28 protein-coding genes are annotated in these 22,842 nt (G+C 62.6%); 16 read left to right on the top strand and 12 right to left on the bottom strand.

Annotated features, from left to right (window positions below; all coding sequences use genetic code 11):
- Positions 1 to 7: 7 nt before the first annotated feature.
- The 4 genes from NF876_RS13475 to NF876_RS13460 form a co-directional block, all read right to left on the bottom strand.
- Entirely contained in the window at positions 8 to 223 is a 216-nt protein-coding gene (locus tag NF876_RS13475) for a hypothetical protein (RefSeq protein ID WP_262269307.1), read from the bottom strand.
- A gap of 17 nt (positions 224 to 240) precedes the next feature.
- Positions 241 to 1,164, bottom strand: coding sequence for a CBS domain-containing protein (locus NF876_RS13470; RefSeq protein WP_262269306.1), 924 nt, complete (start codon positions 1,162 to 1,164; stop codon positions 241 to 243).
- A gap of 427 nt (positions 1,165 to 1,591) precedes the next feature.
- On the bottom strand, positions 1,592 to 1,816 hold the full coding sequence (locus NF876_RS13465; RefSeq protein WP_262269305.1) for a hypothetical protein: 225 nt from the start codon (positions 1,814 to 1,816) through the stop codon (positions 1,592 to 1,594).
- A 73-nt stretch (positions 1,817 to 1,889) separates the two neighbouring features.
- The gene (locus NF876_RS13460) at positions 1,890 to 2,147 is read right to left on the bottom strand and encodes a hypothetical protein (protein ID WP_262269304.1); all 258 of its coding nucleotides are present in this window, start codon (positions 2,145 to 2,147) and stop codon (positions 1,890 to 1,892) included.
- Between the two features lie 547 nt (positions 2,148 to 2,694).
- Here NF876_RS13460 and NF876_RS13455 point away from each other — a divergent pair.
- Together NF876_RS13455 and hpf are read left to right on the top strand one after the other, a co-directional pair.
- Positions 2,695 to 2,877, top strand: a complete 183-nt coding sequence (locus NF876_RS13455) for a hypothetical protein (protein ID WP_262269303.1) — start codon at positions 2,695 to 2,697, stop codon at positions 2,875 to 2,877.
- 243 nt (positions 2,878 to 3,120) lie between these two features.
- On the top strand, positions 3,121 to 3,468 hold the full coding sequence (gene hpf / locus NF876_RS13450; protein ID WP_262269302.1) for a ribosome hibernation-promoting factor, HPF/YfiA family: 348 nt from the start codon (positions 3,121 to 3,123) through the stop codon (positions 3,466 to 3,468).
- 89 nt (positions 3,469 to 3,557) lie between these two features.
- Here the strand turns inward: hpf and NF876_RS13445 are convergent, their stop codons facing one another.
- A complete protein-coding gene (locus NF876_RS13445) occupies positions 3,558 to 3,914 on the bottom strand; it encodes a GreA/GreB family elongation factor (protein ID WP_373696656.1) in 357 nt (118 codons plus the stop codon).
- Between the two features lie 599 nt (positions 3,915 to 4,513).
- On the opposite strand from NF876_RS13445, the gene NF876_RS13440 reads away from it, so the two are divergent.
- From NF876_RS13440 to NF876_RS13405, 8 genes are all read left to right on the top strand, one after another.
- Positions 4,514 to 5,080 (top strand): PTS sugar transporter subunit IIA, encoded by a 567-nt coding sequence (locus NF876_RS13440; RefSeq protein WP_315975034.1) that lies wholly within the window; start codon positions 4,514 to 4,516, stop codon positions 5,078 to 5,080.
- 561 nt (positions 5,081 to 5,641) lie between these two features.
- Complete coding sequence (gene rnk, locus NF876_RS13435; RefSeq protein ID WP_262269301.1) at positions 5,642 to 6,070, top strand: nucleoside diphosphate kinase regulator; 429 nt, start codon at positions 5,642 to 5,644, stop codon at positions 6,068 to 6,070.
- Positions 6,071 to 6,177: 107 nt separating this feature from the next.
- Positions 6,178 to 6,699: an adenosylmethionine decarboxylase gene (gene speD, locus NF876_RS13430; protein WP_262269300.1), complete on the top strand. Its 522-nt coding sequence runs from the start codon at positions 6,178 to 6,180 to the stop codon at positions 6,697 to 6,699.
- The gene (gene speE / locus NF876_RS13425) at positions 6,696 to 7,580 is read left to right on the top strand and encodes a polyamine aminopropyltransferase (RefSeq protein WP_262269299.1); all 885 of its coding nucleotides are present in this window, start codon (positions 6,696 to 6,698) and stop codon (positions 7,578 to 7,580) included. Before speD ends, speE begins: the two co-directional genes overlap by 4 nt.
- A 107-nt stretch (positions 7,581 to 7,687) precedes the next feature.
- Positions 7,688 to 8,206, top strand: coding sequence for a RidA family protein (locus tag NF876_RS13420; protein WP_262269298.1), 519 nt, complete (start codon positions 7,688 to 7,690; stop codon positions 8,204 to 8,206).
- Positions 8,199 to 8,660: a GreA/GreB family elongation factor gene (locus tag NF876_RS13415; protein WP_262269297.1), complete on the top strand. Its 462-nt coding sequence runs from the start codon at positions 8,199 to 8,201 to the stop codon at positions 8,658 to 8,660. Before NF876_RS13420 ends, NF876_RS13415 begins: the two co-directional genes overlap by 8 nt.
- Complete coding sequence (locus NF876_RS13410) at positions 8,660 to 9,385, top strand: uroporphyrinogen-III synthase (protein ID WP_262269296.1); 726 nt, start codon at positions 8,660 to 8,662, stop codon at positions 9,383 to 9,385. The genes NF876_RS13415 and NF876_RS13410 overlap by 1 nt, the downstream gene beginning before the upstream one ends.
- Positions 9,386 to 9,459: 74 nt before the next feature.
- A complete protein-coding gene (locus NF876_RS13405) occupies positions 9,460 to 11,325 on the top strand; it encodes a potassium/proton antiporter (RefSeq protein WP_262269295.1) in 1,866 nt (621 codons plus the stop codon).
- Positions 11,326 to 11,800: 475 nt separating this feature from the next.
- Here NF876_RS13405 and NF876_RS13400 read toward each other — a convergent pair whose 3' ends face one another.
- Positions 11,801 to 12,238 (bottom strand): GreA/GreB family elongation factor, encoded by a 438-nt coding sequence (locus NF876_RS13400; RefSeq protein ID WP_262269294.1) that lies wholly within the window; start codon positions 12,236 to 12,238, stop codon positions 11,801 to 11,803.
- Positions 12,239 to 12,255: 17 nt separating this feature from the next.
- A complete protein-coding gene (locus tag NF876_RS13395; protein ID WP_262269293.1) occupies positions 12,256 to 12,705 on the bottom strand; it encodes a GreA/GreB family elongation factor in 450 nt (149 codons plus the stop codon).
- Between the two features lie 477 nt (positions 12,706 to 13,182).
- Here NF876_RS13395 and NF876_RS13390 point away from each other — a divergent pair, with 477 nt between their 5' ends.
- Entirely contained in the window at positions 13,183 to 14,430 is a 1,248-nt protein-coding gene (locus NF876_RS13390) for a Glu/Leu/Phe/Val family dehydrogenase (RefSeq protein ID WP_373696657.1), read from the top strand.
- Positions 14,431 to 14,449: 19 nt separating this feature from the next.
- Positions 14,450 to 15,259 (top strand): pseudouridine synthase, encoded by an 810-nt coding sequence (locus tag NF876_RS13385; protein ID WP_262269291.1) that lies wholly within the window; start codon positions 14,450 to 14,452, stop codon positions 15,257 to 15,259.
- Here NF876_RS13385 and NF876_RS13380 read toward each other — a convergent pair.
- Entirely contained in the window at positions 15,237 to 15,404 is a 168-nt protein-coding gene (locus NF876_RS13380) for a hypothetical protein (protein WP_262269290.1), read from the bottom strand. The genes NF876_RS13385 and NF876_RS13380 overlap by 23 nt on opposite strands.
- A 101-nt stretch (positions 15,405 to 15,505) precedes the next feature.
- Here NF876_RS13380 and NF876_RS13375 point away from each other — a divergent pair, with 101 nt between their 5' ends.
- On the top strand, positions 15,506 to 15,997 hold the full coding sequence (locus tag NF876_RS13375; RefSeq protein WP_262269289.1) for a nucleoside deaminase: 492 nt from the start codon (positions 15,506 to 15,508) through the stop codon (positions 15,995 to 15,997).
- Here the strand turns inward: NF876_RS13375 and NF876_RS13370 are convergent.
- The 4 genes from NF876_RS13370 to NF876_RS13355 all read right to left on the bottom strand — a co-directional run bounded on the left by NF876_RS13370 (position 15,961) and on the right by NF876_RS13355 (position 19,173).
- On the bottom strand, positions 15,961 to 16,512 hold the full coding sequence (locus NF876_RS13370) for a DUF488 domain-containing protein (RefSeq protein WP_262269288.1): 552 nt from the start codon (positions 16,510 to 16,512) through the stop codon (positions 15,961 to 15,963). The two genes, NF876_RS13375 and NF876_RS13370, sit on opposite strands and share 37 nt — an antisense overlap.
- A 7-nt stretch (positions 16,513 to 16,519) precedes the next feature.
- Positions 16,520 to 16,960, bottom strand: a complete 441-nt coding sequence (locus NF876_RS13365) for a PAS domain-containing protein (RefSeq protein WP_262269287.1) — start codon at positions 16,958 to 16,960, stop codon at positions 16,520 to 16,522.
- A 282-nt stretch (positions 16,961 to 17,242) separates the two neighbouring features.
- Positions 17,243 to 18,091: a LysR family transcriptional regulator gene (locus tag NF876_RS13360; protein ID WP_262269286.1), complete on the bottom strand. Its 849-nt coding sequence runs from the start codon at positions 18,089 to 18,091 to the stop codon at positions 17,243 to 17,245.
- Between the two features lie 620 nt (positions 18,092 to 18,711).
- Positions 18,712 to 19,173 carry a hypothetical protein gene (locus tag NF876_RS13355; RefSeq protein WP_262269285.1) on the bottom strand — a complete coding sequence of 154 codons (462 nt, stop codon included), beginning with the start codon at positions 19,171 to 19,173 and terminating at the stop codon, positions 18,712 to 18,714.
- A gap of 983 nt (positions 19,174 to 20,156) precedes the next feature.
- On the opposite strand from NF876_RS13355, the gene NF876_RS13350 reads away from it, so the two are divergent.
- From NF876_RS13350 to dgoD, 3 genes are all read left to right on the top strand, one after another.
- Positions 20,157 to 20,990, top strand: a complete 834-nt coding sequence (locus NF876_RS13350) for a putative universal stress family protein (RefSeq protein ID WP_262269284.1) — start codon at positions 20,157 to 20,159, stop codon at positions 20,988 to 20,990.
- A 19-nt stretch (positions 20,991 to 21,009) separates the two neighbouring features.
- Positions 21,010 to 21,255, top strand: coding sequence for a hypothetical protein (locus NF876_RS13345; RefSeq protein ID WP_262269283.1), 246 nt, complete (start codon positions 21,010 to 21,012; stop codon positions 21,253 to 21,255).
- Between the two features lie 213 nt (positions 21,256 to 21,468).
- The gene (dgoD, locus tag NF876_RS13340; protein ID WP_262269282.1) at positions 21,469 to 22,617 is read left to right on the top strand and encodes a galactonate dehydratase; all 1,149 of its coding nucleotides are present in this window, start codon (positions 21,469 to 21,471) and stop codon (positions 22,615 to 22,617) included.
- The last annotated feature ends 225 nt before the right edge of the window (positions 22,618 to 22,842 follow it).

The following is a 22,842-nucleotide window of genomic DNA, read 5'->3' as shown; positions in this document are numbered from 1 at the left end:
GCGACCCTCAGGGCAAAGATCTCCGGGGACTCGGGGCGCCTTGCTCGTCCCGGCAGCCCTGATACGTGTCCCAGGACATCCATGCGGCAAAGCCGAGGACCGCAATGCCGTAGATGCCGAGATCCCTCCCGGACTCGATTGTCATTGCCCCAAGGCCCCCGAGCACTAGGGATACGCCGCCAAACAGGATGGCAGCCATGAGGATGGCGCGAAGGCGCGTCATCGGATTGTCCTCCCGGCTTAGGAAACGGAGCGGGGCCTTAGGATCATCCGGTCCTGAATTGAGCGGATCCCGGGCGTGTTCTCGACGGCGACCAGGATCGCCTCGCGTTCGGCCGCCGAGTCCACCAGCCCGGCAATGTCCGCGTTGCCCCGATGCACCGAGGCGTTGATGAGCTGGTGGGACGGCGTCACTGCCTTCACACGGTTCATCAGGTCCCGCAGGATGGCGTCATCCGTGTGCGGTTCCGCGAACAGGCGGGGGCGGTGGCGGGCCAGGGCTTTGATCAGATCGCTGCGGCTGACGATGCCGACGAGGATATCCCGTCGGACGACGGGAAGCCGCTTGAGGCGATGCTTCTCCATCAGGTCAGCAACGTCCGCGAGGGTCATCTGCTCGGTGGCCGTGACAACACGTGGTTTCATGACGTGCTGCGCCTTACGGCCGTGAGCCCGGACGTAGTCGGCAGCCTCCGCCTCGATATCGGTGAAGACCTTGCGCCACCAGGAGCGCCGGCGCTCGGTCCCGATCTCGGCTCGGCGAATCAGGTCACTTTCGCTCACGATACCCACAAGACGGCCATCGACGCCAACCACCGGCACCGCACTGATCCTCTTGCCGGCCAAGATATTGGCGACCTCGCTGACTGGGGTTGCCGTCGAGACGCAGACCACGTCACGCGTCATAACATCGGCAACGGTCATGGGCTGCGTCGAACTGCCGTTGGTTTGGGACGTGTCGTCGGGTGCGGCGGCCGGATGTCGAGCCTCGTGCATTTTACCGCTGCGATTGGCTCCCTGATGCGGGCTGCGGATAGCCTCCCGTCTCAAACGCCATGGCCAGAGCGTAATGGGGTCAGTACCGTTCGGGGTAGGGGAGCGGTCGAGGGGCAGCAGCAGATGAGGCGTTAGCGGCTCAGGGGTCCGATGAGATCGTGCGTTCATGTCTTCTCCTTCGCGTGGCGCGGCATGCGGGGCTCAGGACGGTCCTGACCGGGCGCAAGTCGCGATGGCCCCTTGGGACGGGGCAGGGTGTTCGAGGTTATTCAGGAAACGTCATTCCCCGAAGGGCGGGCCGCCGGATGCGGGCAGGCCGGCCTTCGGGGTTCAGTGGCCTGCTTGGAGGCACCCCGTGCGAGAGTGAGAAAACTGGCGCAATTTAGTCATCATGAGTTTAACATAAGTAGAGATTTGCGGGTTTCAAGAACCTGCGGCCACATCGCGGTCTCTGGAGCGCGAACACGGAGATATTCTAAGTAAAAACTGTCATCTCGGTTAGTCCTAAAATAATCATGAGGTCTCCCGGATCAGGAGCGCTCCAAGTCCAGGCTCGGCATGGCCCGTCACACGAAGAGCGACAGCCCGGGCGTCGTCAGGGTTGGCGCAGACGCCTCTCCGCCGCGATCGCCTGTGCGGCTCTGATCCAATGCCTGAGCCGGCCGGCATCCTGCCGATTGAACGCAGCTCGCCGCTTGAGGTCGTCGAATGAGTCGTTGGGGCGGGCACGCTCGAACAGATCCCGGGCCAACTCCTCGGCATCCGGCGGCATGATCGGGTGGTTGTGATTGAACGACAGTCGATGTGAGGAAACCGACACAACGCTCTCCTTTCCAATATGGCAGTCGGTGGCTGCTGCAGATGTGTTTTGAGAGATCCGGGAGAAGAACCCCTCAGGGGCGAATCCGGTGGACGTAGTCCCGGGCGATCTTGCTGACCTGGCTGGGGCTCAGGCCCAGCCGGCAAGCAATGGTGGCGTAGTTCAAGCCTTGCGCCTTCAGCATCATGATGTACTCGCAGCGCTTGTTGACTTCGGCCTGACGCTTGGCTCGCTCCTCGGGCGTCGAGACCCGATAGCTCAAGGATTTCTTTTTGGATTCTTTGCTCATCTCACTCAGCTGGCCCATCGTGAGTTTCCAGTCATCAAACAAGTTGGCTTTCCGTCGCCGCCGATGCCGTGCTGCGGAGCAGGCCCATAAAGCGGGCGCCGATCAGCCGTCGGAGATTTTCGATCGAATTGTTTGGAAAGCCTCAGGAGCCCCGGATCCACGCGCCCAAACGGCCGGACACGGGGTTAGTGTCCTGCGATCAGAGTTCCGGCGTAGCAGAGGCCACGGACATATGCTGAGAGCCACATCATGACAGGATCAACTTAGGTTGTCCGGCTGTTTTGTCAAATGATGCTTTCCGACGCAGCCGGTCAACTTGACATTGGCGACCCTGTAGCCGACCTTAGTTGTGTCATGAACACATTCCGCACCATTTCGACTTTGCGTGCAGGCCGCCTGAAGACGGGAGCCTGAGCCCCGGACGTCACGTCGTCCGGGGATAAGTGCTCGAAATCAGAATTCGTCCATCAATAGATGCTTTCAGCTGCATCGCGGATTGATCCGCCCGCGGACGAATTCACGTGCAACCACAAGCAAACGGTCAGCAACGGCGCGCTCGTTGGAGCGGCCGAACGGTGAAATCATGTCCATGGCCATCTTGGCAGCGATCGTCACGCTGACGATCGCACAACTCGTGTTCTGGGAGACACTCGGCGAGACGCTCGGCTTCGCGGCAACAGTGAGCGTCTTGGGCCTTTCCGCCTCGCTCTCGCTGATCCTGGCGGTCTATGTCGCGGCGACCCACACGTTCGAATCGCAACAAAGCCGATAGTCCGTTGTCGCAGCCCAATGTCGAGGACTTCCATCATGCATCGTCATGATCGCCGAACTGTCTGCAAAACATGCAAGCGCACTCTGCCGCGGGCCGCCGCACGGTGTCCCTGGTGTGCCTATGGGATCAGCGCCGAGTGCGGTGAGCACCCCACTGAGAGCTGGTGGCCATTGGTGGCCCACCCCCGTGAGCGGCCGGTCGCCCGAATTCCACAATCGTGATCCATCGAAAGGAGACAGACCAATGATGAGCAAAAATCGCAGCTCCCCAATCCGGATCAACGGGTTTCAGATCGATCTTGGAGATGCGCTGCCTCAACATGTTCAAGAGAGGCTGCTCACGACGACTGAGACGTACTTCCAGGAGTTGAAGCACGCAAGCGTCGGCTTCCGTCGCGAGGGTCAATCATATTGCTGTACGATCAATATCCAGGTCGGCAACTTTCGGATGATGATCGGTGAGGCGTCAGCACCCGATTGCTATCGGGCCTTCGACCTGGCGCTTGAAAAGGTCGCGGTGCAACTTAGACGGAGGAAGCGTCGTCTCGACGGTGCCGTCCGCGAGGAAGTCCGGGCAGGAGCCACCGCGTAACCATAAACCGTCGCGTACCAACAAGGAAGGGCCGGAGTTTCCTCCGGCCCTTTGTGCAGGCGAATAACCCAAGGGGCTATGAAAGCCGGTCAGGGCTCAGCCGCGGTGTCCTCCTCGCGTGCTTCAGGGGCACCGTTCACTCGGATGACCCGCAGCGCCCACCATTCACCGGTTGCCCCACGCCATTGCATCGACTGCCCTTCGGCTAAGCCGATCAGCGCAGAGCCGAGAGGCGACAAGACGGAGATCCTGCCGATCCCCTGATCTTCTTCGCCCGGGTAGACGAGGGTAGCCCGTCGGATCTGATCTGTGATCCCGTCCTGGAAATCAAAGACCGAATGCATGGAGATGACGTTTCCCGGAAGGTTTAAGGGACTAACGACCGTTGCCCGATCGAGCTCCGCCTCCAGCCACCGCGCTGATGGTGGCGCCCTCCGGATCCGCATGCCCGCTGAGGCAATCCGTCGAAGTCGGGCATGGATCGGCCATGGAAATGATGACGGATGCTTCTGACACAGACACTTTCTTCTCCCGAAATCGACATCAACTTCAGGCGGATCTCCCGCCCAAAGGGATTGGTAGCCAGATAGACCTCAGTGGGCCGCCTGACGCTTGGCTTGGCGTAGGGTTGATGATGGACGAGACCCCCGGCGCAGAACGCGTGCCTTGCACCCGGGCTCAGGAGCCTGAGGGGAGGTGGGCCGTTCCAACGATCGAATGGAAAGGATTCGCGAGCCTCGACATCGTAACCTCAACATAGGCTGGAACGGCAACAATTCAAGAAAGCCGCCGTTTCCAGGCCTTGGTCCGCCTTTGCAGGACGCTCTTAAGGATAGCCATCAGCGCCATCTTGAACTTACCTTTCAGGTCCGCGTTGATGTCATGTCATGAATGCACGGACGATCTTGCAGCGATTGCTCTACCGAGCAGGCCTCCTTCAAACGGGCACTTAAGCCCGTGACGGCTTCAATGCGCCGTCCGGGTCATCGCAACCACATCCTGTTTTTCGAAAGCACGAGGCGGCCTGAGGCTTATACGGCCGACAATGGCGATGGCACCTATTACGATGGCGTCTCTGATCACGCCCACACGCATTATTTCGAGTCTACGATCCCGCGATGCAAAGCACGTGATCACCCAGATGAGTCACGTTGAAGCCGCGGAAGCATGCCTCAATCCTTGCGCGGTGCAGCAGGCGGTCGCTAATCGTGGCGAGCACTCGACTTTTGGTTTTGGCCGGGGTGTTGCGATCCCGCACGCCATGATCCCAGGGCTCAAGCAACCTTTGGGCATTTTTGCCCGCCTGTGGCCAGCCCAAGACTTTGACGCGGCCGATGGTCTGTTGTCGGATCTAGCATTCCTTCTTCTGAGCCCCGACGGCGATGCCTCAACGCATTTGCGGGCGCTGGCCTGCGTGGTGCGGCGCTTGCGGAACCCCGAGGTGGCCGAATGCCTCAGGTCGGCCGATGACGCCGAGGCACTTTACACGGTGCTGACAAGTGACGCCTGGCGTGAGCCCGATGACGAACCCGAGTCCGGACATTCCGCCACACCGCGGGCGGGCGATTTGACAAACGGAGCAATGTGCACCACCTTAGACGTATTATGTTAAGCATCGCACACTATCGTCGTGGTCTGCACCGGGCAGGCAACCTCATCGCGGGCAAGTAGCCCCGAGCTCAACGCGCGTGCGCGCTCCGAGCTCGGGGCGCTCCAGGATCTCTAAACTTTCAGACATCTTGTGAGGCCGGCTGCTGACGCATCCGGGGCCGCGGTATGCTTATCAACATCTTCAAACGCACACTCCGCCTGGCGGAGAGCCATGACCCTTATCTTGCAGGTCGACACAGCGGACTGCGGATGAATGGAGCGCGTACTGAGTCCGAACGTCCCACAGCCGAATTTCTGGCGGGGATCCTCAGGTCAGCCCTCGCTCAGAACCACGCTGAAAGTAGAGGAGGCCGTGCCGTGCAGCAGTCCCCGAACGAACCGCCATTGAAACCTGCGTCACAGGATGCGGAGCAGCCGGACGGAAAGGTTGTGCGGCTGATGCCGCGGCGGCGCCCGACGACGGAGCGGGTTTCAGAGCCACCAACACACGACGACGACAATGATCCCGGCCCGTCGGCAGCCTGAACCCTGCCCTCGTGCCCAACAGAACAGGAGACCAGACATGACGAAGAGAACCAGCGGTGGGGCCAAGCCCCGCATCACCCTGACGGCACACGATCACGAGAAGCTCTCGATGCTTGCCAACGCGGCGGCCCACACCATGCCCGAGGTCGCAGCCGAACTCGCCGATGAACTCGACCGTGCGCATGTCCTTGCCGCAGGCCGCCATCCCGCCGACACCGTTTGCATGGGCTGCGAGGTCGATTTTCGCGACGACGTGACCGGGCGGGTGCAGACGGTGACCCTCGTCTACCCGAACGAGGCCGACATTTCGAAGGGGCGCATCTCGGTGCTCACGCCCATTGGGACGGCGCTGATTGGGCTCCCCGTTGGCAAGTCGATCGATTGGACCACCCGCACCGGGAACACGAAGCGACTGACGGTGCTGCAGGTCCGCGAACCAGCCGCCGCGGAGCTCCAGCCCGCCTAAACGCACATGCCCCGTGCACGCCACCCGAACGATGTCCCACGCGGCCCCCGGTCGCGTGGTCCACCTTTGTCTTGTAACCGGCAGAATTCCTGCCAGCGGAGAACTGAATGGAAAAAACCAACCGCCTCACCGTGATTGCTACCCCTGACTTGCGCCCGCCGGCGCACGGTTTTGAGGGCCGCACGTGTCATGCTCATCGGACGACACCCCTCGCGATCGTACCCACCGCCGCCAATGCGCCGGCTGATGACAGTCGCCTCGACCATTTTATTCAGCGTGATGGGCTTCTTTTTGCCGGAACGCACCTGATCGTCGATCTCTGGCACGCCTCGAACCTGGACGACCTGCCTGTCGTCGAGCAGGCGTTGCGGGATGCGGCAGACCGCGCCGGCGCGACGTTGTTGAACGTCGACCTCCACCACTTCTCGCCAAACGGCGGCATCTCCGGCGTGGCGGTTCTGGCCGAGAGCCACATCTCGATCCACACCTGGCCCGAGATCTCGTACGCGGCCGTTGATGTGTTCATGTGTGGGAACGCGCAGCCTCACAAAGCCATCGAGGTTTTGAAGGGCGTGTTCCTGCCTGGGATAGTGACGCTCGCCGAGCATAAGCGGGGAGTGATCCTATGACGTGGTTTCAGGAGAGACTGTATGATCACTACGCCCAGACGCTCTCCATCGAGAAGGTGCTTTACCATTGGCGGACCGAGTTTCAGGACGTCCTGATCTTCGAGAACGCGATCTTTGGCAAGGTGCTGGCGCTCGATGGCGTCGTGCAGCTGACGGAGCGTGATAACCACATCTACCACGAGATGATCGCCCACGTTCCGCTGATGGCGCACGGTTCCCCGCGGAACGTGCTGATCATCGGCGGTGGCGATGGCGGCACCCTGAGGGAGGTCCTGAAGCACCCGGTCAAGAGCGCCACGCTGGTCGAACTCGACGGCGAGGTGATCGACCTGTCGCGTCGTTACCTTCCTGAGGTGTCGGGCGGAGCCTTCGATGATCCGAGGGCAACCGTGCTGGTGATGGACGGAACACGCTACATCGCGGAAACGCGGGAGAAGTTCGACGTCATCATCATCGACTCGACGGACCCGATCGGACCGGGGGAGGCGTTGTTTACGGCGGCCTTCTACAGGGCCTGCCGAACCCGCCTTCGGCCTGGTGGGATGATTGCCGTCCAGAGTGGGGCTCCGTTCTTCCAGCCAAGGGAGCTGGAGAATGTGTGCGGTCGGTTAGCAGGGTCCTTTGCCGGAGTTCGGCCCTACCTGGCACCGGTCCCGACCTATGCCGGCGGCATGCTGGCGCTCGTCGCGGCCGGTGAGTCCCGCGATGCCTTGCGTCCACCCTGCAAGGTCCTGCGGGAGCGGTTTGGCCCGTTGCAAGGCCGGACGCGCTACTACACGCCGGAGGTGCACCGGGCGGCGTTCACCCTTGCCCCTTCGTTTGAGCCGTCCTCCCGGAGTGACGATCCGATGTCGGTGGGGTTCCTGCAAACAGGAACGTGAGCCCCGCGGGCGGCTGCCGATCTGGCGCCGCCCCGGGGACCCTCACCAGCGTTCGTTTTGGATCATTATGGCTCCGCCCTTGCTGCGGAGTCCGACAGGAGCACACCATGACTATTGTTCCACCGCCTATGGTGACCCCACTCCGCGAGATCAATCCGCCCAAGTGGCCGAGTCCACGCGGCTATGCGCATGCGATGGCCGGCACGGGCACCTTCGTGTTCATCGGCGGGCAAATCGCCACCGACAATGCCGGAAGGGTGACGACCTTTGGGCTGGTTCCTCAGGCCCGTCAGGCGCTGCGGAATCTCCGCACAGTCTTGGCCGAGGCGGGTGGGGCGCCTGAGCACATCGCCCAGATGACCTGGTACGTGCTCGACATCGATCACTACCGGGCGACGCTGCGGGAACTCGGTCTGGTCTACCGCGAGGTCATGGGCCGCCATTATCCGGCAATGGTGCTGGTGGAGGTGACAGGACTGGTCGAGCCGGCTGCTGTCGTGGAGATCGCCGCCACAGCCATCCTGCCGCCAGGCCGCCCGCTTCCTGCCGACGGGCCCCCGGCGAGCGAACTGAACTTCGACGCCCAGAATGCGAGTTGGCTGACGAAGGAGGCACGCAATGAATAACGTCCTGAATCTTCCCCCGATCACGGTGCCGGCCAATGATCATAGCCGCCTGATGCGGACGGCACAGGAACTGGCTGAGCAAGGCCATCCGCTCGCTGCATCGCTCCTGCAGGAACTGCACCGGGCCACTGTGTGCCCTGCGGGCGAACTCCCGGACGACGTCGTGACGCTGGACACGTTCGTGACCTACCGGATGGCCGGGGAGGAGGCGCCGGACAAGCGCATGCTGATCCACCCGGACGACCGCATGTGGCCGCCAGCCGAGCTGTCGGTCCTGACCCCGGTAGGGTTATCGCTCCTCGGGCTGCGGGCTGGCCACCGGATACCCGTAATTGGCTCCAATGGGCCGCCGGATGCGTGCGTCGAGGTCGAAGCGGTTGGGCCACGGGTGACCGGAGCCTTCGTACCCGTCAGAACCGTGCCGCCGGATGGCGCCGCCACCAGGTGGACCTGATGCGGGTTCTGCTCACGCGCCCAGTGGGGCAAGCCGAGGAGCTTGGGGCGGTTCTCTCTGCCCATGGCATTGAATGGCTTGGCGAACCGCTGCTGAGGATTGTCCCGGTCCCTTGGGATCCGGGCGTCCTGGCGGGCAAGGCGGCGCTCCTGGTCACCTCCGCCAACGCCTCGCGGGAGCTCCTCCGGGTGCCCGGTGTTCGTCGGGATCTTCCCACCTTTGCCGTCGGGCCGGCGACGGCGGAGCCGCTCCAGGCCGCGGGCTTTTCGAACGTGCAGGTCGCGGGCGGAACGGCGGTGAGCCTGATCGCTTTTGTCCGGCGGCACGCCGAACCAGGTGCCGGACGGTTTCTCCACCTCAGCGGCTTCGACATCAGCCTCGACCTCGGAGCGGGCCTCGCCCCCGCCGGTTTCACGGTCGACCGGGTGGTGGTTTACCGCGCGGTCGCGGTCGAGCGCATGAACGCAGGAGTCATGCGGGAGATCGCCCACGATAGGTTCGACGCCGCCATGTTTCTGTCCGCCCGAACGGCGGCCGTGTTCTGCAGCCTGATCATCGCAGCGGGCCTCGTGGAGGCCAGCAGTCGCATGACGGCCATCGCAATCAGCCGCAAGGTGGCGGAGGCGCTCCGGCCAGCCGGTTTCCAAAAAGTCCTGGTGGCCGCGTCCCCGAGCCTGGATGGTGTCCGCGATGCCATTCTGCGTTTGACGGCGGAGGACGCCTGACGCGCCATCGTTTTGTCGCCACTGCCCGGCCTGATGTCGGGTTCTCCCGATAGGAACGAGAGGTCCGGCCCCTGATGTTCGATGCGATGTTTCTGGCGATCCTGGTCGGGGCCGGGCTGATCGTGATCTCGGCGATCACCAGCCTTGTCGCGTTCCGGGTTGGCGCGCCGCTGCTCCTCGTCTTCCTTGTCATCGGCCTCCTGGCCGGCGAGGACGGGCCCGGAGGTCTCCAGTTCAGCGACGCCTCGGTCGCATACTTCATCGGGAGCTTGGCGCTTGCGGTGATCCTGTTCGACAGCGGCTTCAACACCCGGCTCAAGTCCCTGCGCAGCGCCGCTGCGCCCGCGCTCCTACTCGCGACTGTGGGTGTCGTCGCCACGGCCACCCTCGTCGGCGTTGCCGCCCATGTCCTGTTTGGTCTCTCGTACCTCGAAGGCTTCCTGCTTGGGTCGATCATCGGCTCGACCGATGCCGCCGCCGTGTTCTTTCTTCTGCGAGTCGGCGGCGTCACCATCCGGGACCGCGTTAGGTCGATCTTGGAGGTCGAGTCGAGCTCGAACGATCCCATCGCCATCCTGCTCACGACGGCTCTGGTCAACCTACTGGTGGCGAGCAATGGCGCAGCCGGGCTGTCATGGGAGTTCGCCTGGCAGGTGGGCGAGCAGATGGGCCTTGGATTGTTACTTGGCGCCGGCGGCGGCCTCGTCATGGCGGCTGGGATCAACAGGCTCAAGCTGGAGGCAGGCCTCTATGCGGTGGTCACCATCGGGGCTGCCCTTCTGACCTTTGCCGCCACCGGGCTGGTGGGCGGCAGCGGCTTCCTCGCCGTCTATGTCGCCGGCCTGATTGCCGGCAACGCGCCGGCGCGGGGCATGGCCGCGCTGCGGCGGTTCATGGACGGGCTCACCTGGCTCTGCCAGATCATCATGTTCCTGCTGCTTGGCCTGTTCGCGACCCCGTCGCAGTTCCCGCAAGCCGTGGTGCCCGGGATCGGCATTGCGATTGTCCTGATGTTCTTTGCCCGCCCGGTGGCGGTGTGGCTGTGCCTTCTGCCCTTCCGCCTGCGCCAGCAGGAGATCGCCTTTATCGGCTGGGTCGGCCTGCGTGGGGCGGTGTCGATCCTGCTGGCGCTTCTGCCGATCATCGGAGGACTTCCGAATGGGCAGGCCTTCTTCAACGTCACGTTTCTCGTGGTGCTGACATCGCTGGCCCTGCAGGGGTGGACCCTCAGTCCCGTTGCCCGGCGCCTTGGGGTCGTGGTCCCGCCCGCCCTCGGGCCCTTGGAGAAGATCCAGTTGGAGCTGCCGGGCACGGCGCGGCACGAGCTGGCGGTCTACCACATTGTTCCGGACAGCCCGGTCGCCCAGGGCCAGCGCCTGCCCCGGTGGGCACGTCCCTCGCTGATCATCCGGGATGGAAACTCCATGCGCCTTCACGATGCGGGGCGGATTCAGTCCGGCGACTATGTCTGCATCTTTGCGGCCCCGCGCCTGATGCCGCTGCTCGACCGGCTGTTTGCGAGCCCGGTTCCCATCCCGGCCGAGGACCCGTTGTTCTTCGGGCAGTTCACACTCGATCCGCAGCAGCCCATCGGGCTTGTCGCACGGAGTTATGACATGCCGCTGCCGCGAGATCCGGATATGCCGGTCGGCGAGTTCATCCGGCGCAGACTGGCCGGCCATGTCGAGATCGGCGACAGGGTCGGCCTCGGCGGCATCGACCTGATTGTGCGAGAGATCGACGGATCAGGACTGCCGAGAGTGGTAGGTCTCCACCTCGGCAGCGATGATGAGCCCCGGCTGAACTGGCCATTCTTTCTCAACTGGCATGATCTGAAGGCAGCCGCCCGTGCCTGGTGGCGAACGCGGCGGACTCACGCACAACCCATTGAGCCGGTATCCCCAACGCCCCCGAGAACCGAGGACAGCCGGAGTGTTTGACCCCGTGCATCAGGCTTTGCATCCGCTCAGCTGGGCCAGTGGTCCCATAGGCCCGCGGCTGTACCGAGCAGCACGAGCCCCCAGGCCACCCAGCGCATCAGGCGTTCCATCGCGGGATCTGGGACACGAGGACGGCAGGGCACTGGCTCCCGCTGGGCTCCGATCATGCTCCTGTTGGGCAGATCGCCCAAACGCGCTCTGGTCACCTCATCCTCCTGCCGCACACCTGCCGATGCGATGATGCAAGCCGGCGTCACCCGTTCGCCACGATCGCCGGCCGCTGTTCCGAGGTGACGGCCCCGGATGACCTGGGGCCGTCCCGCCGCCGATGGTGCTGTGGTTCCAGACCGGCCGTCGAACAATCACTTCCGGACCTTGCGATCGTCATGCGGACGTCGGATTCCTGAGTGGATGACCACTCGGTAGACCAGATAGCAGGCCAGGATGAGCCCGATGGAAATAAGCTCCTGATCCATCATGACAGTTCCCTCCATGGCTCAACGAAGCGCCCGTGCGGCTGGTAGAGGACGCGCAGGAGCGTCAGGCTGCGCCATCCCTTGGGTGTCCGCCACGTGATCGACTGGCCCTCGCCAAGGCCGATCAGCGCCGCACCTTCCGGCGACAGCACCGAGACCCGATCCGGCTCACCATCGTCCTCGTCGGGGTAGACGAGCGTGGCGCTCCGAACGTCCCAGGTGACGTCATCGCGGAACTCCAGCCGCGAGTGCATCGTGGCGATCGACGGCGGAATGTCACCGGGTGTCAGGATCGTCGCCCGGATCAACTCGTTGGCCAGCATCGCCGCTGCGGGGCGGTCCTGCTCGAAGCTCAAACCGAACGAGGCGAGAAACGCGAGACGATCGTAATCGCCCACCGAGATCGTCACAGGTGGGAAACACTCTTGTTTGATCATGATGTTCTCCATGGGCCTCAAGCCCAGGCAATGCCGCCAGGGGTGCGGGTGACCAGCGGACCATCGTCCAGGAACCGAAGGCCGATGCCCTCCACGAACACCTCGTGGGGCTCGCCATCGTCGTCCTGGAACGACATGCGATCACCGACCCGCAGACCCAGAAGGGCGGTCCCGAGCGGCGTTGCGACAGAGATTTCGGCGCCAGGCCAGATCAGGTCGTCGGGATGAACGAGCAGATGCGCCCGCGACCGCAGTTCGTCGTCAATGCGATAGATCACGCGGCAGTTCGTGGAGACGACGTCGTCCGGCAGTGCCGCCGGGTGGCAAATCTCTGCCCGACGCAGTTCGGTGAGCAGAAAGTCAGGCGTCCGGCGGCTGTGCTTCTGCCGGATCATCGCGGTAAACAGCAGGCGATTGTAGTCGTTGGTCGCGAGGATGATCGAGGGAAGATCGTGCTGCGCGTTCATGGAAAACCTCCTTGAGCCAGATGTCCTCCCAAGGGCGAACGCCCTCCGGCAGGGTGACTGGCAGCCATAAGAGACCGACACGGGCCGGGTGGCACATGCAGTGGCTCAATGATGATGAGACGGAGAGTTCATGACCCCGGAGCGCCGGCGACCTGAGCGGTCACGCCGGATCCCGGGGCTACCTGCCTGCTTTGAGGCAGCCCGCGTGCGCCAGAAAGCGAAGATTTTTCACGAGCTTAATCATGACACCTACAAGATAGCCCTGTTGCCTGCGAATGCAAGCCTGTGGACGATACAGGCGCCGTGCGAGGGGCGTAGGCGGCTGGCGAAGACGGCGGGGCTCCGGCTGTTCTGCATCGACGCAGCCTCCGCCAAGGTGTTGCACTCCAGAGCGGAAGCCGCCATTAAGACGCCCCAGCGGCACCCTGCCGATTTTGCAACAGTATACAGGAGCGAGATTAATTGCAAGCAGCCTCCATGCTGGACCAGGCCCTGACCCGCCTTGACGAAGCAGCCCGGCACCTCGACCTCGACGCGGACGTTCTCGAAAAACTGAAATACCCGCGTGAGACCACGAAGGTCCGTCTGATGATCCGCATGGATGACGGCTCCCGAAAATCCTTCATGGCCTGGCGCTGCCGCTATGACGACACCCGCGGCCCGACCAAGGGTGGCATTCGCTTCCATCCGGACTCGACGATGGAGGAGGTGGAGACGCTGGCCTTCTGGATGACCTTCAAATGTGCCGTGATGAACCTGCCGTATGGCGGCGGCAAGGGCGCTGTGCAGGTCGATCCCCACACCCTGTCGAAGGCCGAGCTGGAGCGCCTATCGCGTGCCTACGTGCAGGCCTTCTCGAAGATTATCGGGCCCGATCGGGACATCCCGGCGCCCGATGTCTACACCAATTCCATGATCATGGGTTGGATGGCCGACGAGTACGCCTCCATCGTGGGCGAAGCGACGCCAGCCGTGATCACGGGCAAGCCCATCGCGCTTGGCGGCTCGCTCGGGCGTGACGATGCGACGGCTCGTGGCGGCTACTATCTCGTCCAACGGTTGGCCCGGCAGCTCGGACTGGAACCGGGATCACGAGTGGCGATCCAGGGCTTCGGCAATGCCGGCCAGCATATCGCAAGGCTGCTGGCAGCCGACGGATACGTCATTGTGGCGGTCTCCGACTCGAAGGGTGCAATCCACTGTCCGTCGGGTCTCGACATCAGCAAGCTCGTCGCTGCCAAGGGGCAGGGGAGCGTCACGAGCCTCGCAGGTTCGGAGGGCGTTTCCCTCCTGCCTGCCGACGAGCTCGTTGCGGTCGACTGCGAGCTGCTCGTTCCGGCGGCCTTGGAGGACATGATCCACGAGGGGAATGCTGCCGGTGTCAAGGCTCGTGTCGTTCTTGAACTCGCCAATGGCCCGGTCACGCCCGAGGCCGACGCAATCCTGGCCACCAAGAACATCGTCGTTCTGCCGGATATTCTGGCGAACGCAGGCGGCGTCACCGTGTCGTACTTTGAGTGGGTGCAGAACCGGCAGGGCTATTACTGGCCGGTCGAGGACGTGCATGCCCGGCTGAAGACGATGATGGAGCGGGAAGGGAATGCCATCTGGGCGCTCGCCCAGGACAAAGGCATCACGCTACGCAGCGCTGCCTACGTGCATGCGCTCTCGCGGCTTGCGGGCGCCATTGAGGCACACGGCACGCAGCAGTTCTTCACGAGCTGACGTCCGGATCGACATCATCATGAAACCACCGCCCCAATGGCGGGGTGCGGGTGGTCCGCGGCGTCAGACCGATGCCGTGGTCAGCCTTCCACGCGCCCTGTCGAAGCTCGGATTCTGCTCCCGCACGCAGGCCGAAGCCCTCATCGCAGAAGGACGCGTCCGTGTTGACGGAATGATCGTTCGTGATCCGACGACCCGCGTCGATCCCGCACGCGCCCGCGTCGCCGTCGACGGCGAACGGATTGTGGCCGAACGCAAGGTTTACCTGATGCTCAACAAGCCGCGCGGCCTGGTCACGACCCGCGACGATCCGCAGGAGCGGGCCACGGTCTATGACTGCCTCGAAGGGCTCGATCTGCCGTTCGTTGTTCCCGTAGGTCGGCTCGACAAGGCAAGCGAAGGCCTGTTGCTCCTGACCAACGATACACGGTGGGCACAGCGTGTGCTCGATCCCGCGTCAAACGTCGAGAAGGTCTACCACGTCCAGATCGACCGCGTGCCGAATGAGGCCATGTTGGAGCGATTGGAGGCCGGCATGGTGCTGGACGGTGAGCGTCTTGTGGCGAGGTCGGCCCGTGTCCTCCGGACCGGTACACGCACTGCATGGCTTGAGGTCGTTCTCGGCGAGGGCCGGAACCGCCAGATCCGGCGCCTGCTCGGTGCGGTCGGGGCGAACGTGCTTCGCCTGGTCCGCATCAATGTGGGCGGCGTGCGGTTAGGGGATCTGCCAAGAGGGGCGGCCCGGCACCTCACGCCCGCCGAGAAGGCGAGGCTGAATGTTCCGGTCCACGCTGCGCCAGGCCCGCTCAGGCGTCCGCGGGGGGAGTAAGCCCCAGGTCGTTGATCTTAGCCCGGACCTCGGTGATCGGCCGCTTCAGCTTGAGGCTGATCACCGGGGCGGGCGCACCTTCCCTGATCAGGGCAATCAGCGTTTGGACGGCCTCATAGGTCCAGTGGGATTCAGTCAGGTTCACGAGCGCCTCCAGCTATGGTCCAAGCTTCCCCAAGAGGTAGGATAGAGACATCAGGAATCCAACAAGGGTCATCCTGTCCATCGACAGCGAGGAGGAGCGACATGTCCACAGCCGAGCACTTTCTTTGTGAGGCCATCGATCTGGCCCGCGAGAATGTCCGCAGGGGCGGACGGCCATTCGGTGCGGTTCTCGTAAGGGACGGCGCCGTTATCGCCACGGGTGTCAACGAGATTCACATGACGCATGACCCGACCACCCATGCCGAACTCCAGGCGATCCGCGCCGCGAGCCGGGCGCTCGGCAGCCCGCACCTCGATGGCTGTGTGGTCTATGCCAGCGGTCATCCCTGTCCGATGTGCCTTTCGGCCATGTATCTGACGGGCATCCGCGAAGTGACCTACGCCTACTCCGACGAGGACGGCGAGCCCTACGGCTTGTCGACAACGGCCATTTACGCCGAACTGGCAAAGCCGCTGGACCGGCAGTCGCTCAGGATCGTCTATGTGCCCGTCCGTCCGGAGGAGGGCGATCTTTACGAGATGTGGCGGGACACTGCTCAGACAGCACACGATGGCTCCGGCAGTTCCGCGTAGATAATCCCGTCAGGCGTTAGCCGGGCCGCGGGTGTTATCGACGCCGGTCCGATCTTGCCAGATCCGAGGATGTGGAACACCGCATGGCCCGAGGCGAGCAGATAATCGGCGATGATCCGGCGGTGGCAGCGCCACCACACCGCCTCGGCACACATGATCGCCGTGATGTTCTCGCTGCCGAGGGCGGTCAGGCGGTCGAGCCCCTCCCGGAACCGGTCCGTCAGGGCGTAGTCGGCATAGTTCCGGAAGCTCGTGTTCTCCCAGAAGCTGTTAGGGGACGGCTCGGTCTGGCGCTGCCTGCCGCGCAGGCCGCCGAGTTCGGCGATGTGCTCGTACCCAATCTGGTACTCCGCAAGGCTCCCGGGCAGGGCGTCACGGTTGAACTGCGGGTTCGTCCGGGAGCGCGGAACGGTCCGGACATCCACCACAAGCCCGACTTTCGCCTCGCGCAGGAGGTCGACGAACTCCGGAATGGTGCGGGTGGAATGCCCGATGGTGTAGAACGGGTTTGCCATTGCCGGGTCAATGCGGGCTTGGCGGTGCGGTTGCCTCCGCTAATTTGTTCTTCAGGCCCCTGATTTCCTCGAAGCGACTGGTCACGTCCCGCATAACAGCAGCCAGGCCCCACATTGCTCCCCGCCCATCCTTAAGCGGCACGATGGTGAACTCCAGCGAGATCCGTTGGCCGTCCTTGCGGATACCCGGTACCGACAGGAGGTCGCCCGCGCCGTAATGGCTCTCACCGGTTGCTATGACGTGCCGGAAGCCCTCCCAGTGGCGTGCACGCAAGCGCTCCGGGATGATGAGATCCAGCGATTGACCCAGCGCCTCACCGGCGTGGTAGCCGAAGATCCGTTCGGCCCCGGGGTTCCACACCCGGATGATCCCTTCGCGGTCGGTTGCCACGACCGCATCCGCGGCGGCAGAAAGAATGGCATCGACAACCAGTCCGGTCAGGTCCATTCAGGCCTCCTTTGCTGCCAAGATCATGTGGGGCGGACCGGGTGGAATGCCACCTCAGCACCGGAGGAGATCTGTAACCGGAACGGTCTTTCCTCCCGGACCACGTCCCAGGTTCGTTTGATCGTTCGCAGGGGGGCACCTCTGAAGGGCTGATGCACCTGACGAGCCGCTTCGGCAGGTGGAGTTCGTTTAGCTTGCAGCCGAACTTGCCCCTGATGATACCCTATTCCTGATCAGCGAGCGGAGAACCAAGATTTCAAAGGCGCGAAAGACCCTGCTGCTTCACCCGGCTTTCATGCCTGAAATCGTGTGCAGGCCCCCCAAGGCGGGGCTCACCACAGACATATCCGCAGTGGCGGAATGCACCGCATAGATTGGATAAGAAAATTGGGGCGCGTCACGGACCAAGTGCAGCCGCCCGGATGCGATATAGGGCTCAACCGCGCTCATCCTGAAATAACCGGATCCGCCGACCGCAAGAACATAGTTAAGGGCGAGCGGGCCGAGATCGATAAAGACATCCGGCACGACATCGGGAAAGTTCATGCCGTGGTGAAGCACGAAGTCCGGTCCCCAATCCATGTACACATAGTCCGTTCCGTCCTGGAGGCGTCCATCAGGGCTAGTTGTGAGGAGCACCAGCTTCTCCTCCCGCAGAAGATCGATTCTCAGTCCGGGCCGCTGCTGGGGCGCATACATGATGGCAACGTCGACAAGTCCGGACGCAACCTGGTTGATCAGGTCCTGCGGAACGTCCACATGCACATGAAGACTGATGTCAGGCATTGAACGGCGTATCCACTGAACCCAGTCCAGCAGGAGCGGCTGCCAAAGGCTGACCTCGCTGCCGACGGTCAATACTGCCCGGCGGCCGGGCGGCACCGCAACCTGATGAAGTGTACGTTGCCACAACTGAACGAACATCGGCGCATGGCGCAGGAACTGCTCGCCTGCTGGGGTCAGCGAGGCTCCGCCTTTATGGCGAACGAAAAGCTGCCGCCCAAGCTGCTGTTCCAGATTGCGAACCCGCGCGCTGACCGTGGTCTGGCTGACGTTCAGCCTCTCGGACGCACGAATGAAACTTCCAGTCGAAACGATCTCAAGGAACGTTCGGGCGAGTTCAATGTCCATAGAGAATATAACAATAAAATTGCACTCAAATGTCAATTATATTCGGTTGTCCTATGACAAGGCGTGCTTTAGAGTTACCATTCGGACCTTGAGCGTGTCACATAGACCTGATGGCAACAGGCTCGTGCCGGTTCATGGAGCCTGTCGTGAGGGCTGCGTCACGGCAGAGAAACTGTGATCGGGCCGCGCGGGCAGTCTCGCCTGGAACGCCGATCCGGGATCACGAAGCTGCCGCCGCGCCCGGGCGAAGGGGTGGCACTGGGCAGGCGTCGGGCTGTCGCTCATGCTGCACGGAGCCGTTGTCTCCATACTTTTCCTGCAGGAGGCGTTCTCGACGGCAAGCCTGAGCCTTGTGACTGGTTGCTCTGTGCGGCGGTTGCGAGTTCGGTGCTGTGGCTGCGCGAGGCCAGCAAACTTGTGGTTCGCAACGCGAGCCCAGGCCAGACGGCGCGGATCGTCTGATGGGGATAGAAGGTGGAAGGTGGCGCCCCGAAACTTGATCATACCACTAAACCTCTCCGAAACCGACAAGGCAGCCCATGGCCTGAGTGCCGGTCTCATTCCGGAAGAGTTGCCCCAGGTGCTCTGGGTTGGCTGCCATCTGCGATACGCACGCGACCTCAGAGCAAGGCAACCGCGACGGGAAATGCTATCAATGCGCCAACGATCATGCAGGTTGCGACGAGCGATGCCCTCTGGCCCGCCAGCCCACGCACTTTCGACGCCACGGCGCCTGCAGTCATGGTTTGTCCGTTGAGGCATGAACACAGCACGTAATGAGCGTCGCACTCCCAGAGGCCGAAGAAGGTGATCGCGTCGGCGAGGCTGTCGCTTTTCAGGCCTTCGGACCGCAGGACGGGATCTTCGAATGCGACGGTCAGCGCCGAGTTGTCCGCCCGCAGGATGTCGTGTTGGCGCCCGTCTTTCGTTTCAATCTCCGATAAGGTATGGATCTGCCGGTCGGGGTTTGCCTCCAGCAGCATGGCCCAACGTTTGATCCGTTCATCACGCGTCATCGGCAGCGGCGGGGTTGACCGAACCTCGGACGCGCTCCGCACTTCACTGATGGGTTGGTATTTCATGATGGCCTCCAAGCTGCCCTGCAGCAACGGTGGCAACCCTGCCAATCACGAGATCGGTGCCGCAGGAACTCCTGGAGCCAGGGTAAGTCGTCAGCTCAAGCCAGGAAAACGAATAATCTTGCGAAATCACTGCAAGAATTCAGCTCGTCAGCTTGGGTCTCATGGCTTTGCTGGCAGCAACGTAGCTAACAATAAGATTGCTTTCAAAGGCCAAATCAATTCATTTGGCGCTCGAGCATGATGGGCGCACACTTCCTCGGACTTGACGCTTGTAAGCCTGACCCTGGCCATATTCCGGCCGGTGTACAAGTCAGGCGCGGGATGAGGAGAAGCATCATGCGAACAATCCGGAGAGCCCGTGCGGTCATGTTAAGGACCACACCCGACCACGAAGTCTGGATGCACCTGGCCCTTAGCGGCAGTGCCTTCGCGTTCATTCTCTGGTTCATCCTTGCAGCCTGATAGGCTGCTGGCATCGTCCCAGTGCTGGGGCGAGCAATAGAATCCGAGGTGGGTTGCTGACAAAACAGCAGGCCTGGAGGCTGTGATGGACGATCACCGAACCAGTCGAGATATCGCCCTTGCGAGATGGGATAATGAAGGAGGAGCTCCCTCATCAAGCGCTCGACGCAGAAAACGCGGCGAGAAGGAGCCAACCTATGATCGACCAACAAGGAGCCAACCGCCGCGAGATGAGCCTGATCGATCAAGTCAATAAACCTGGCCCTCTCGTGAATAGATCTTGGGCCTCATGGCCGTGCTGCCTGTCTTTTTCAATCCAGGAAGCCGTCTCACTTCCTGATTACGGTCGAGATGGCGTGATCCGCCATAGCGCAGGCGGTGCCCGCCACGTGTGCTCCTGAGGTTTGTGATTGGTCCCACCCGGGAAATCTCGGAAAACATCCTATCCGACCGGGGCGTCCGGAGCAGGTACCGAACAATCGTGTCACATGTATCGGTCCGGACAAGCGAGGAAGCGGCTGATGATCAAGGACATCATGGTTCATCTCGATGGAAGCGCAGAGGATGAGATCCGGCTGGCATACGCAGAGATCATTGCCTCCACATGGGCCGCCCACTTGACCGCGATCTTCACCAACCGTCTGCCTGACCTTGCCGTTACGACGCCGGTGGATGGAGGTGCTGCAATGATGCAGATGCTCTCGGAATGGCAAAACCAGGCACAGCAGGAGGGGGACGCCATCTGCGGGCGGCTTGCCGAGCGGCTCGCCAGAATTGCTGAGAGAAGTGAGCTCCGTCGGATCGACGAGACGGTCGACAACATGGTCTCGGCCGTCGAAAGGCAGGCGCGATGCACCGATCTTTTCGTCACCACGCGTCCTTATCCGGAATCCGGTGGGTCGACCTGGGGGCGTCTCGCCGAAGCCGTGCTTTTCGGCAGCGGACGTGCCCTTCTGCTGCTTCCGCCCAGGTATTCCCCACGGGGCGCGGCTCAAACCGTTCTCGTCGCCTGGAACGACAGCCATACCGCGGCACGCGCCATGCGCGAAAGCCTGAGCTTCATCGAAAAGGCCACTCGCACGGTTGTTCTTGTCGTCGATCCCAAGCCCGACCCCGATCCCGCATTCTGGGTCAGGGGGTATCTTGCTCGGTACAGTACCAACGTCGGGGTCGTTTGTGCCGAGAGCCGGAACCGGCGTATCAGCCAGGTTATCGCGGACGAGGCACATCGTGTCTCTGCGGATCTGATCGTTATGGGAGGCTATGGTCATGCCCGGCTGCGGGAGCGGGTGTTCGGAGGAGCCACCTTGGAGATGCTGACAGCATCGGAGTACCCGATGCTGATGGCTCACTGATACAGCTAGGAACTCTGACATGAGCGGTGATGACTTGAACGAGAGGGCTGGGGAGTTGCTGTCAATGGCTGGACCGGCAGGGATGCTTTTTGTCCGCCCCTATATGGACCAGCATGGTCGCACCTGTGATCCTCGTGACGAGGAGACAGAGCTTCTCCAGAAGGGATACCTTGTGGCTGGGCAGAGCGACCGCGAGGTTGTTCGATATCCTCTGACGGCGAAGGCGTTGAGCTATCTCGCAGCGAGACATGTCAGACGTATGTAGGCGCACAGCACGGTCTGCTACGGGTTGGGAACCAACAGGGTTCGCCCTCACTGCCAAAGGGAGGTCGGGAGCCTTTGAGCGGGCAAAGAATGACTTTCTGCTGCGTGCCGCAGCCTGAACAGACGCGAAGATGCTTTGGAAGACATTATTACGGGGTGAGTTGCTACCGTATCAGGCGTTCTCACAGGTCATACGGCTCGTCGAGGTGAATCGATGAAGATCACCGGCCTCACCACTTTCCTTGTTCCACCACGGTGGTTGTTCCTGAAGATCGACACGGATGCGGGGATCAGCGGCTGGGGAGAGCCGGTGCTGGAAGGCCGGGCACGCACCGTGGCGGCGATGGTGGAGGAGTTGACTGACTACCTTGTCGGCAAAGACCCTTCACCTATCGAGGATCACTGGACCGTGCTGTATCGAGGCGGCTTTTACCGCGGCGGTGGCGTGCATATGAGCGCCATCGCCGGCATTGACCAGGCATTGTGGGACATCAAGGGCAAGGCCTTGGGCCAGCCAGTCCACAAGCTTCTTGGCGGTCCGGTTCGCCGGCGGATGCGGGTTTACTCCTGGATCGGCGGTGACCGGCCCGCGGACACCGCCGCGGCCGCCAAGGAGCGGGCCGCACTGGGGTTCAGCGCAGTGAAGATGAATGGAACGACCGAGCTCGACTGGATCGACAGCCATGCGCGGATCTCAGCCGCAGTCGGCCACGTGGCCGCCGTGCGCGATGCGGTCGGTCCTGATATGGGCATCGGGGTGGATTTCCACGGCCGCGTCTACCGTTCGATGGCCAAGACATTGATCCGTGAGCTGGAGCCGCTCAAGCCCATGTTCATCGAGGAGCCGGTGCTGAGCGAGAATGCCGAGGCGCTTGCCGAGATTGCGGCTGCGACTACCATTCCGATTGCACTGGGCGAGCGGCTCTATTCGCGCTGGGATTTCAAGCCAATCCTGGCTACCGGTCACGTGGACATCATCCAGCCCGATCCGTCCCACGCAGGTGGGATTACCGAAACACGCAAGATCGCTGCAATGGCCGAGGCGCATGACGTGGCGCTGGCATTGCACTGTCCGCTGGGCCCGATTGCCCTCGCGGCCAATCTGCAGCTGGATGCCGTATGCCACAACGCCGCGATCCAGGAGCAGTCGCTCGGCATCCACTACAACCAGGGCAACGACCTGCTCGACTATCTCACCAAGCCCGAGGTGTTCCGCTACGAGGACGGTTACGTGAACATCCCTGACGGCCCAGGCCTCGGAATCGAAGTCAACGAGGATTACGTGCGCGAGCGTGCCGCCGAGGGCCACCGCTGGCGCAACCCTGTCTGGCGCCATCCTGATGGAAGTTTTGCCGAATGGTGACACTGCGAGACCTGCACGGATTGGGTTATTGTTATCGCTTACTCCGGCCCCCAGCCCTCACCTCAGCCGGAGCCTCTGCTCCTCATGACCTCTCCAATCCTTCACGCATGCGGCGGTAGAACGCCCCCAGGATCACGCCTGTGGATGCTGCCTCGGTTTGCTGAACGACACCGTTATTACCTGCAGCACTTGGACGAAAAGCACCTGCCATGTCCCTCCCCATGA

Source organism: Microvirga yunnanensis (assembly GCF_025460875.1).
The sequence above is the reverse complement of the archived record's forward strand: the minus strand, read 5'-3'. Positions and strand labels throughout refer to the sequence as shown.

Coding starts and splice junctions, on each gene's coding strand:
- NF876_RS13375 (WP_262269289.1), top strand. CDS start 15,506: ATGTCCACAGCCGAGCACTTTCTTTGTGAGGCCATCGATCTGGCCCGC.
- NF876_RS13445 (WP_373696656.1), bottom strand. CDS start 3,914: ATGCGGATCCGGAGGGCGCCACCATCAGCGCGGTGGCTGGAGGCGGAG.
- dgoD (WP_262269282.1), top strand. CDS start 21,469: ATGAAGATCACCGGCCTCACCACTTTCCTTGTTCCACCACGGTGGTTG.
- NF876_RS13345 (WP_262269283.1), top strand. CDS start 21,010: ATGAGCGGTGATGACTTGAACGAGAGGGCTGGGGAGTTGCTGTCAATG.
- NF876_RS13385 (WP_262269291.1), top strand. CDS start 14,450: ATGAAACCACCGCCCCAATGGCGGGGTGCGGGTGGTCCGCGGCGTCAG.
- NF876_RS13360 (WP_262269286.1), bottom strand. CDS start 18,091: ATGGACATTGAACTCGCCCGAACGTTCCTTGAGATCGTTTCGACTGGA.
- NF876_RS13390 (WP_373696657.1), top strand. CDS start 13,183: ATGCTGGACCAGGCCCTGACCCGCCTTGACGAAGCAGCCCGGCACCTC.
- NF876_RS13355 (WP_262269285.1), bottom strand. CDS start 19,173: ATGAAATACCAACCCATCAGTGAAGTGCGGAGCGCGTCCGAGGTTCGG.
- speE (WP_262269299.1), top strand. CDS start 6,696: ATGACGTGGTTTCAGGAGAGACTGTATGATCACTACGCCCAGACGCTC.
- NF876_RS13405 (WP_262269295.1), top strand. CDS start 9,460: ATGTTCGATGCGATGTTTCTGGCGATCCTGGTCGGGGCCGGGCTGATC.
- hpf (WP_262269302.1), top strand. CDS start 3,121: ATGATGAGCAAAAATCGCAGCTCCCCAATCCGGATCAACGGGTTTCAG.
- NF876_RS13350 (WP_262269284.1), top strand. CDS start 20,157: ATGATCAAGGACATCATGGTTCATCTCGATGGAAGCGCAGAGGATGAG.
- NF876_RS13370 (WP_262269288.1), bottom strand. CDS start 16,512: ATGGCAAACCCGTTCTACACCATCGGGCATTCCACCCGCACCATTCCG.
- NF876_RS13475 (WP_262269307.1), bottom strand. CDS start 223: ATGACGCGCCTTCGCGCCATCCTCATGGCTGCCATCCTGTTTGGCGGC.
- NF876_RS13395 (WP_262269293.1), bottom strand. CDS start 12,705: ATGAACGCGCAGCACGATCTTCCCTCGATCATCCTCGCGACCAACGAC.
- NF876_RS13470 (WP_262269306.1), bottom strand. CDS start 1,164: ATGAACGCACGATCTCATCGGACCCCTGAGCCGCTAACGCCTCATCTG.
- NF876_RS13365 (WP_262269287.1), bottom strand. CDS start 16,960: ATGGACCTGACCGGACTGGTTGTCGATGCCATTCTTTCTGCCGCCGCG.
- NF876_RS13440 (WP_315975034.1), top strand. CDS start 4,514: ATGGCGATGGCACCTATTACGATGGCGTCTCTGATCACGCCCACACGC.
- NF876_RS13420 (WP_262269298.1), top strand. CDS start 7,688: ATGACTATTGTTCCACCGCCTATGGTGACCCCACTCCGCGAGATCAAT.
- rnk (WP_262269301.1), top strand. CDS start 5,642: ATGACGAAGAGAACCAGCGGTGGGGCCAAGCCCCGCATCACCCTGACG.
- NF876_RS13415 (WP_262269297.1), top strand. CDS start 8,199: ATGAATAACGTCCTGAATCTTCCCCCGATCACGGTGCCGGCCAATGAT.
- NF876_RS13455 (WP_262269303.1), top strand. CDS start 2,695: ATGGCCATCTTGGCAGCGATCGTCACGCTGACGATCGCACAACTCGTG.
- NF876_RS13410 (WP_262269296.1), top strand. CDS start 8,660: ATGCGGGTTCTGCTCACGCGCCCAGTGGGGCAAGCCGAGGAGCTTGGG.
- NF876_RS13400 (WP_262269294.1), bottom strand. CDS start 12,238: ATGATCAAACAAGAGTGTTTCCCACCTGTGACGATCTCGGTGGGCGAT.
- speD (WP_262269300.1), top strand. CDS start 6,178: ATGGAAAAAACCAACCGCCTCACCGTGATTGCTACCCCTGACTTGCGC.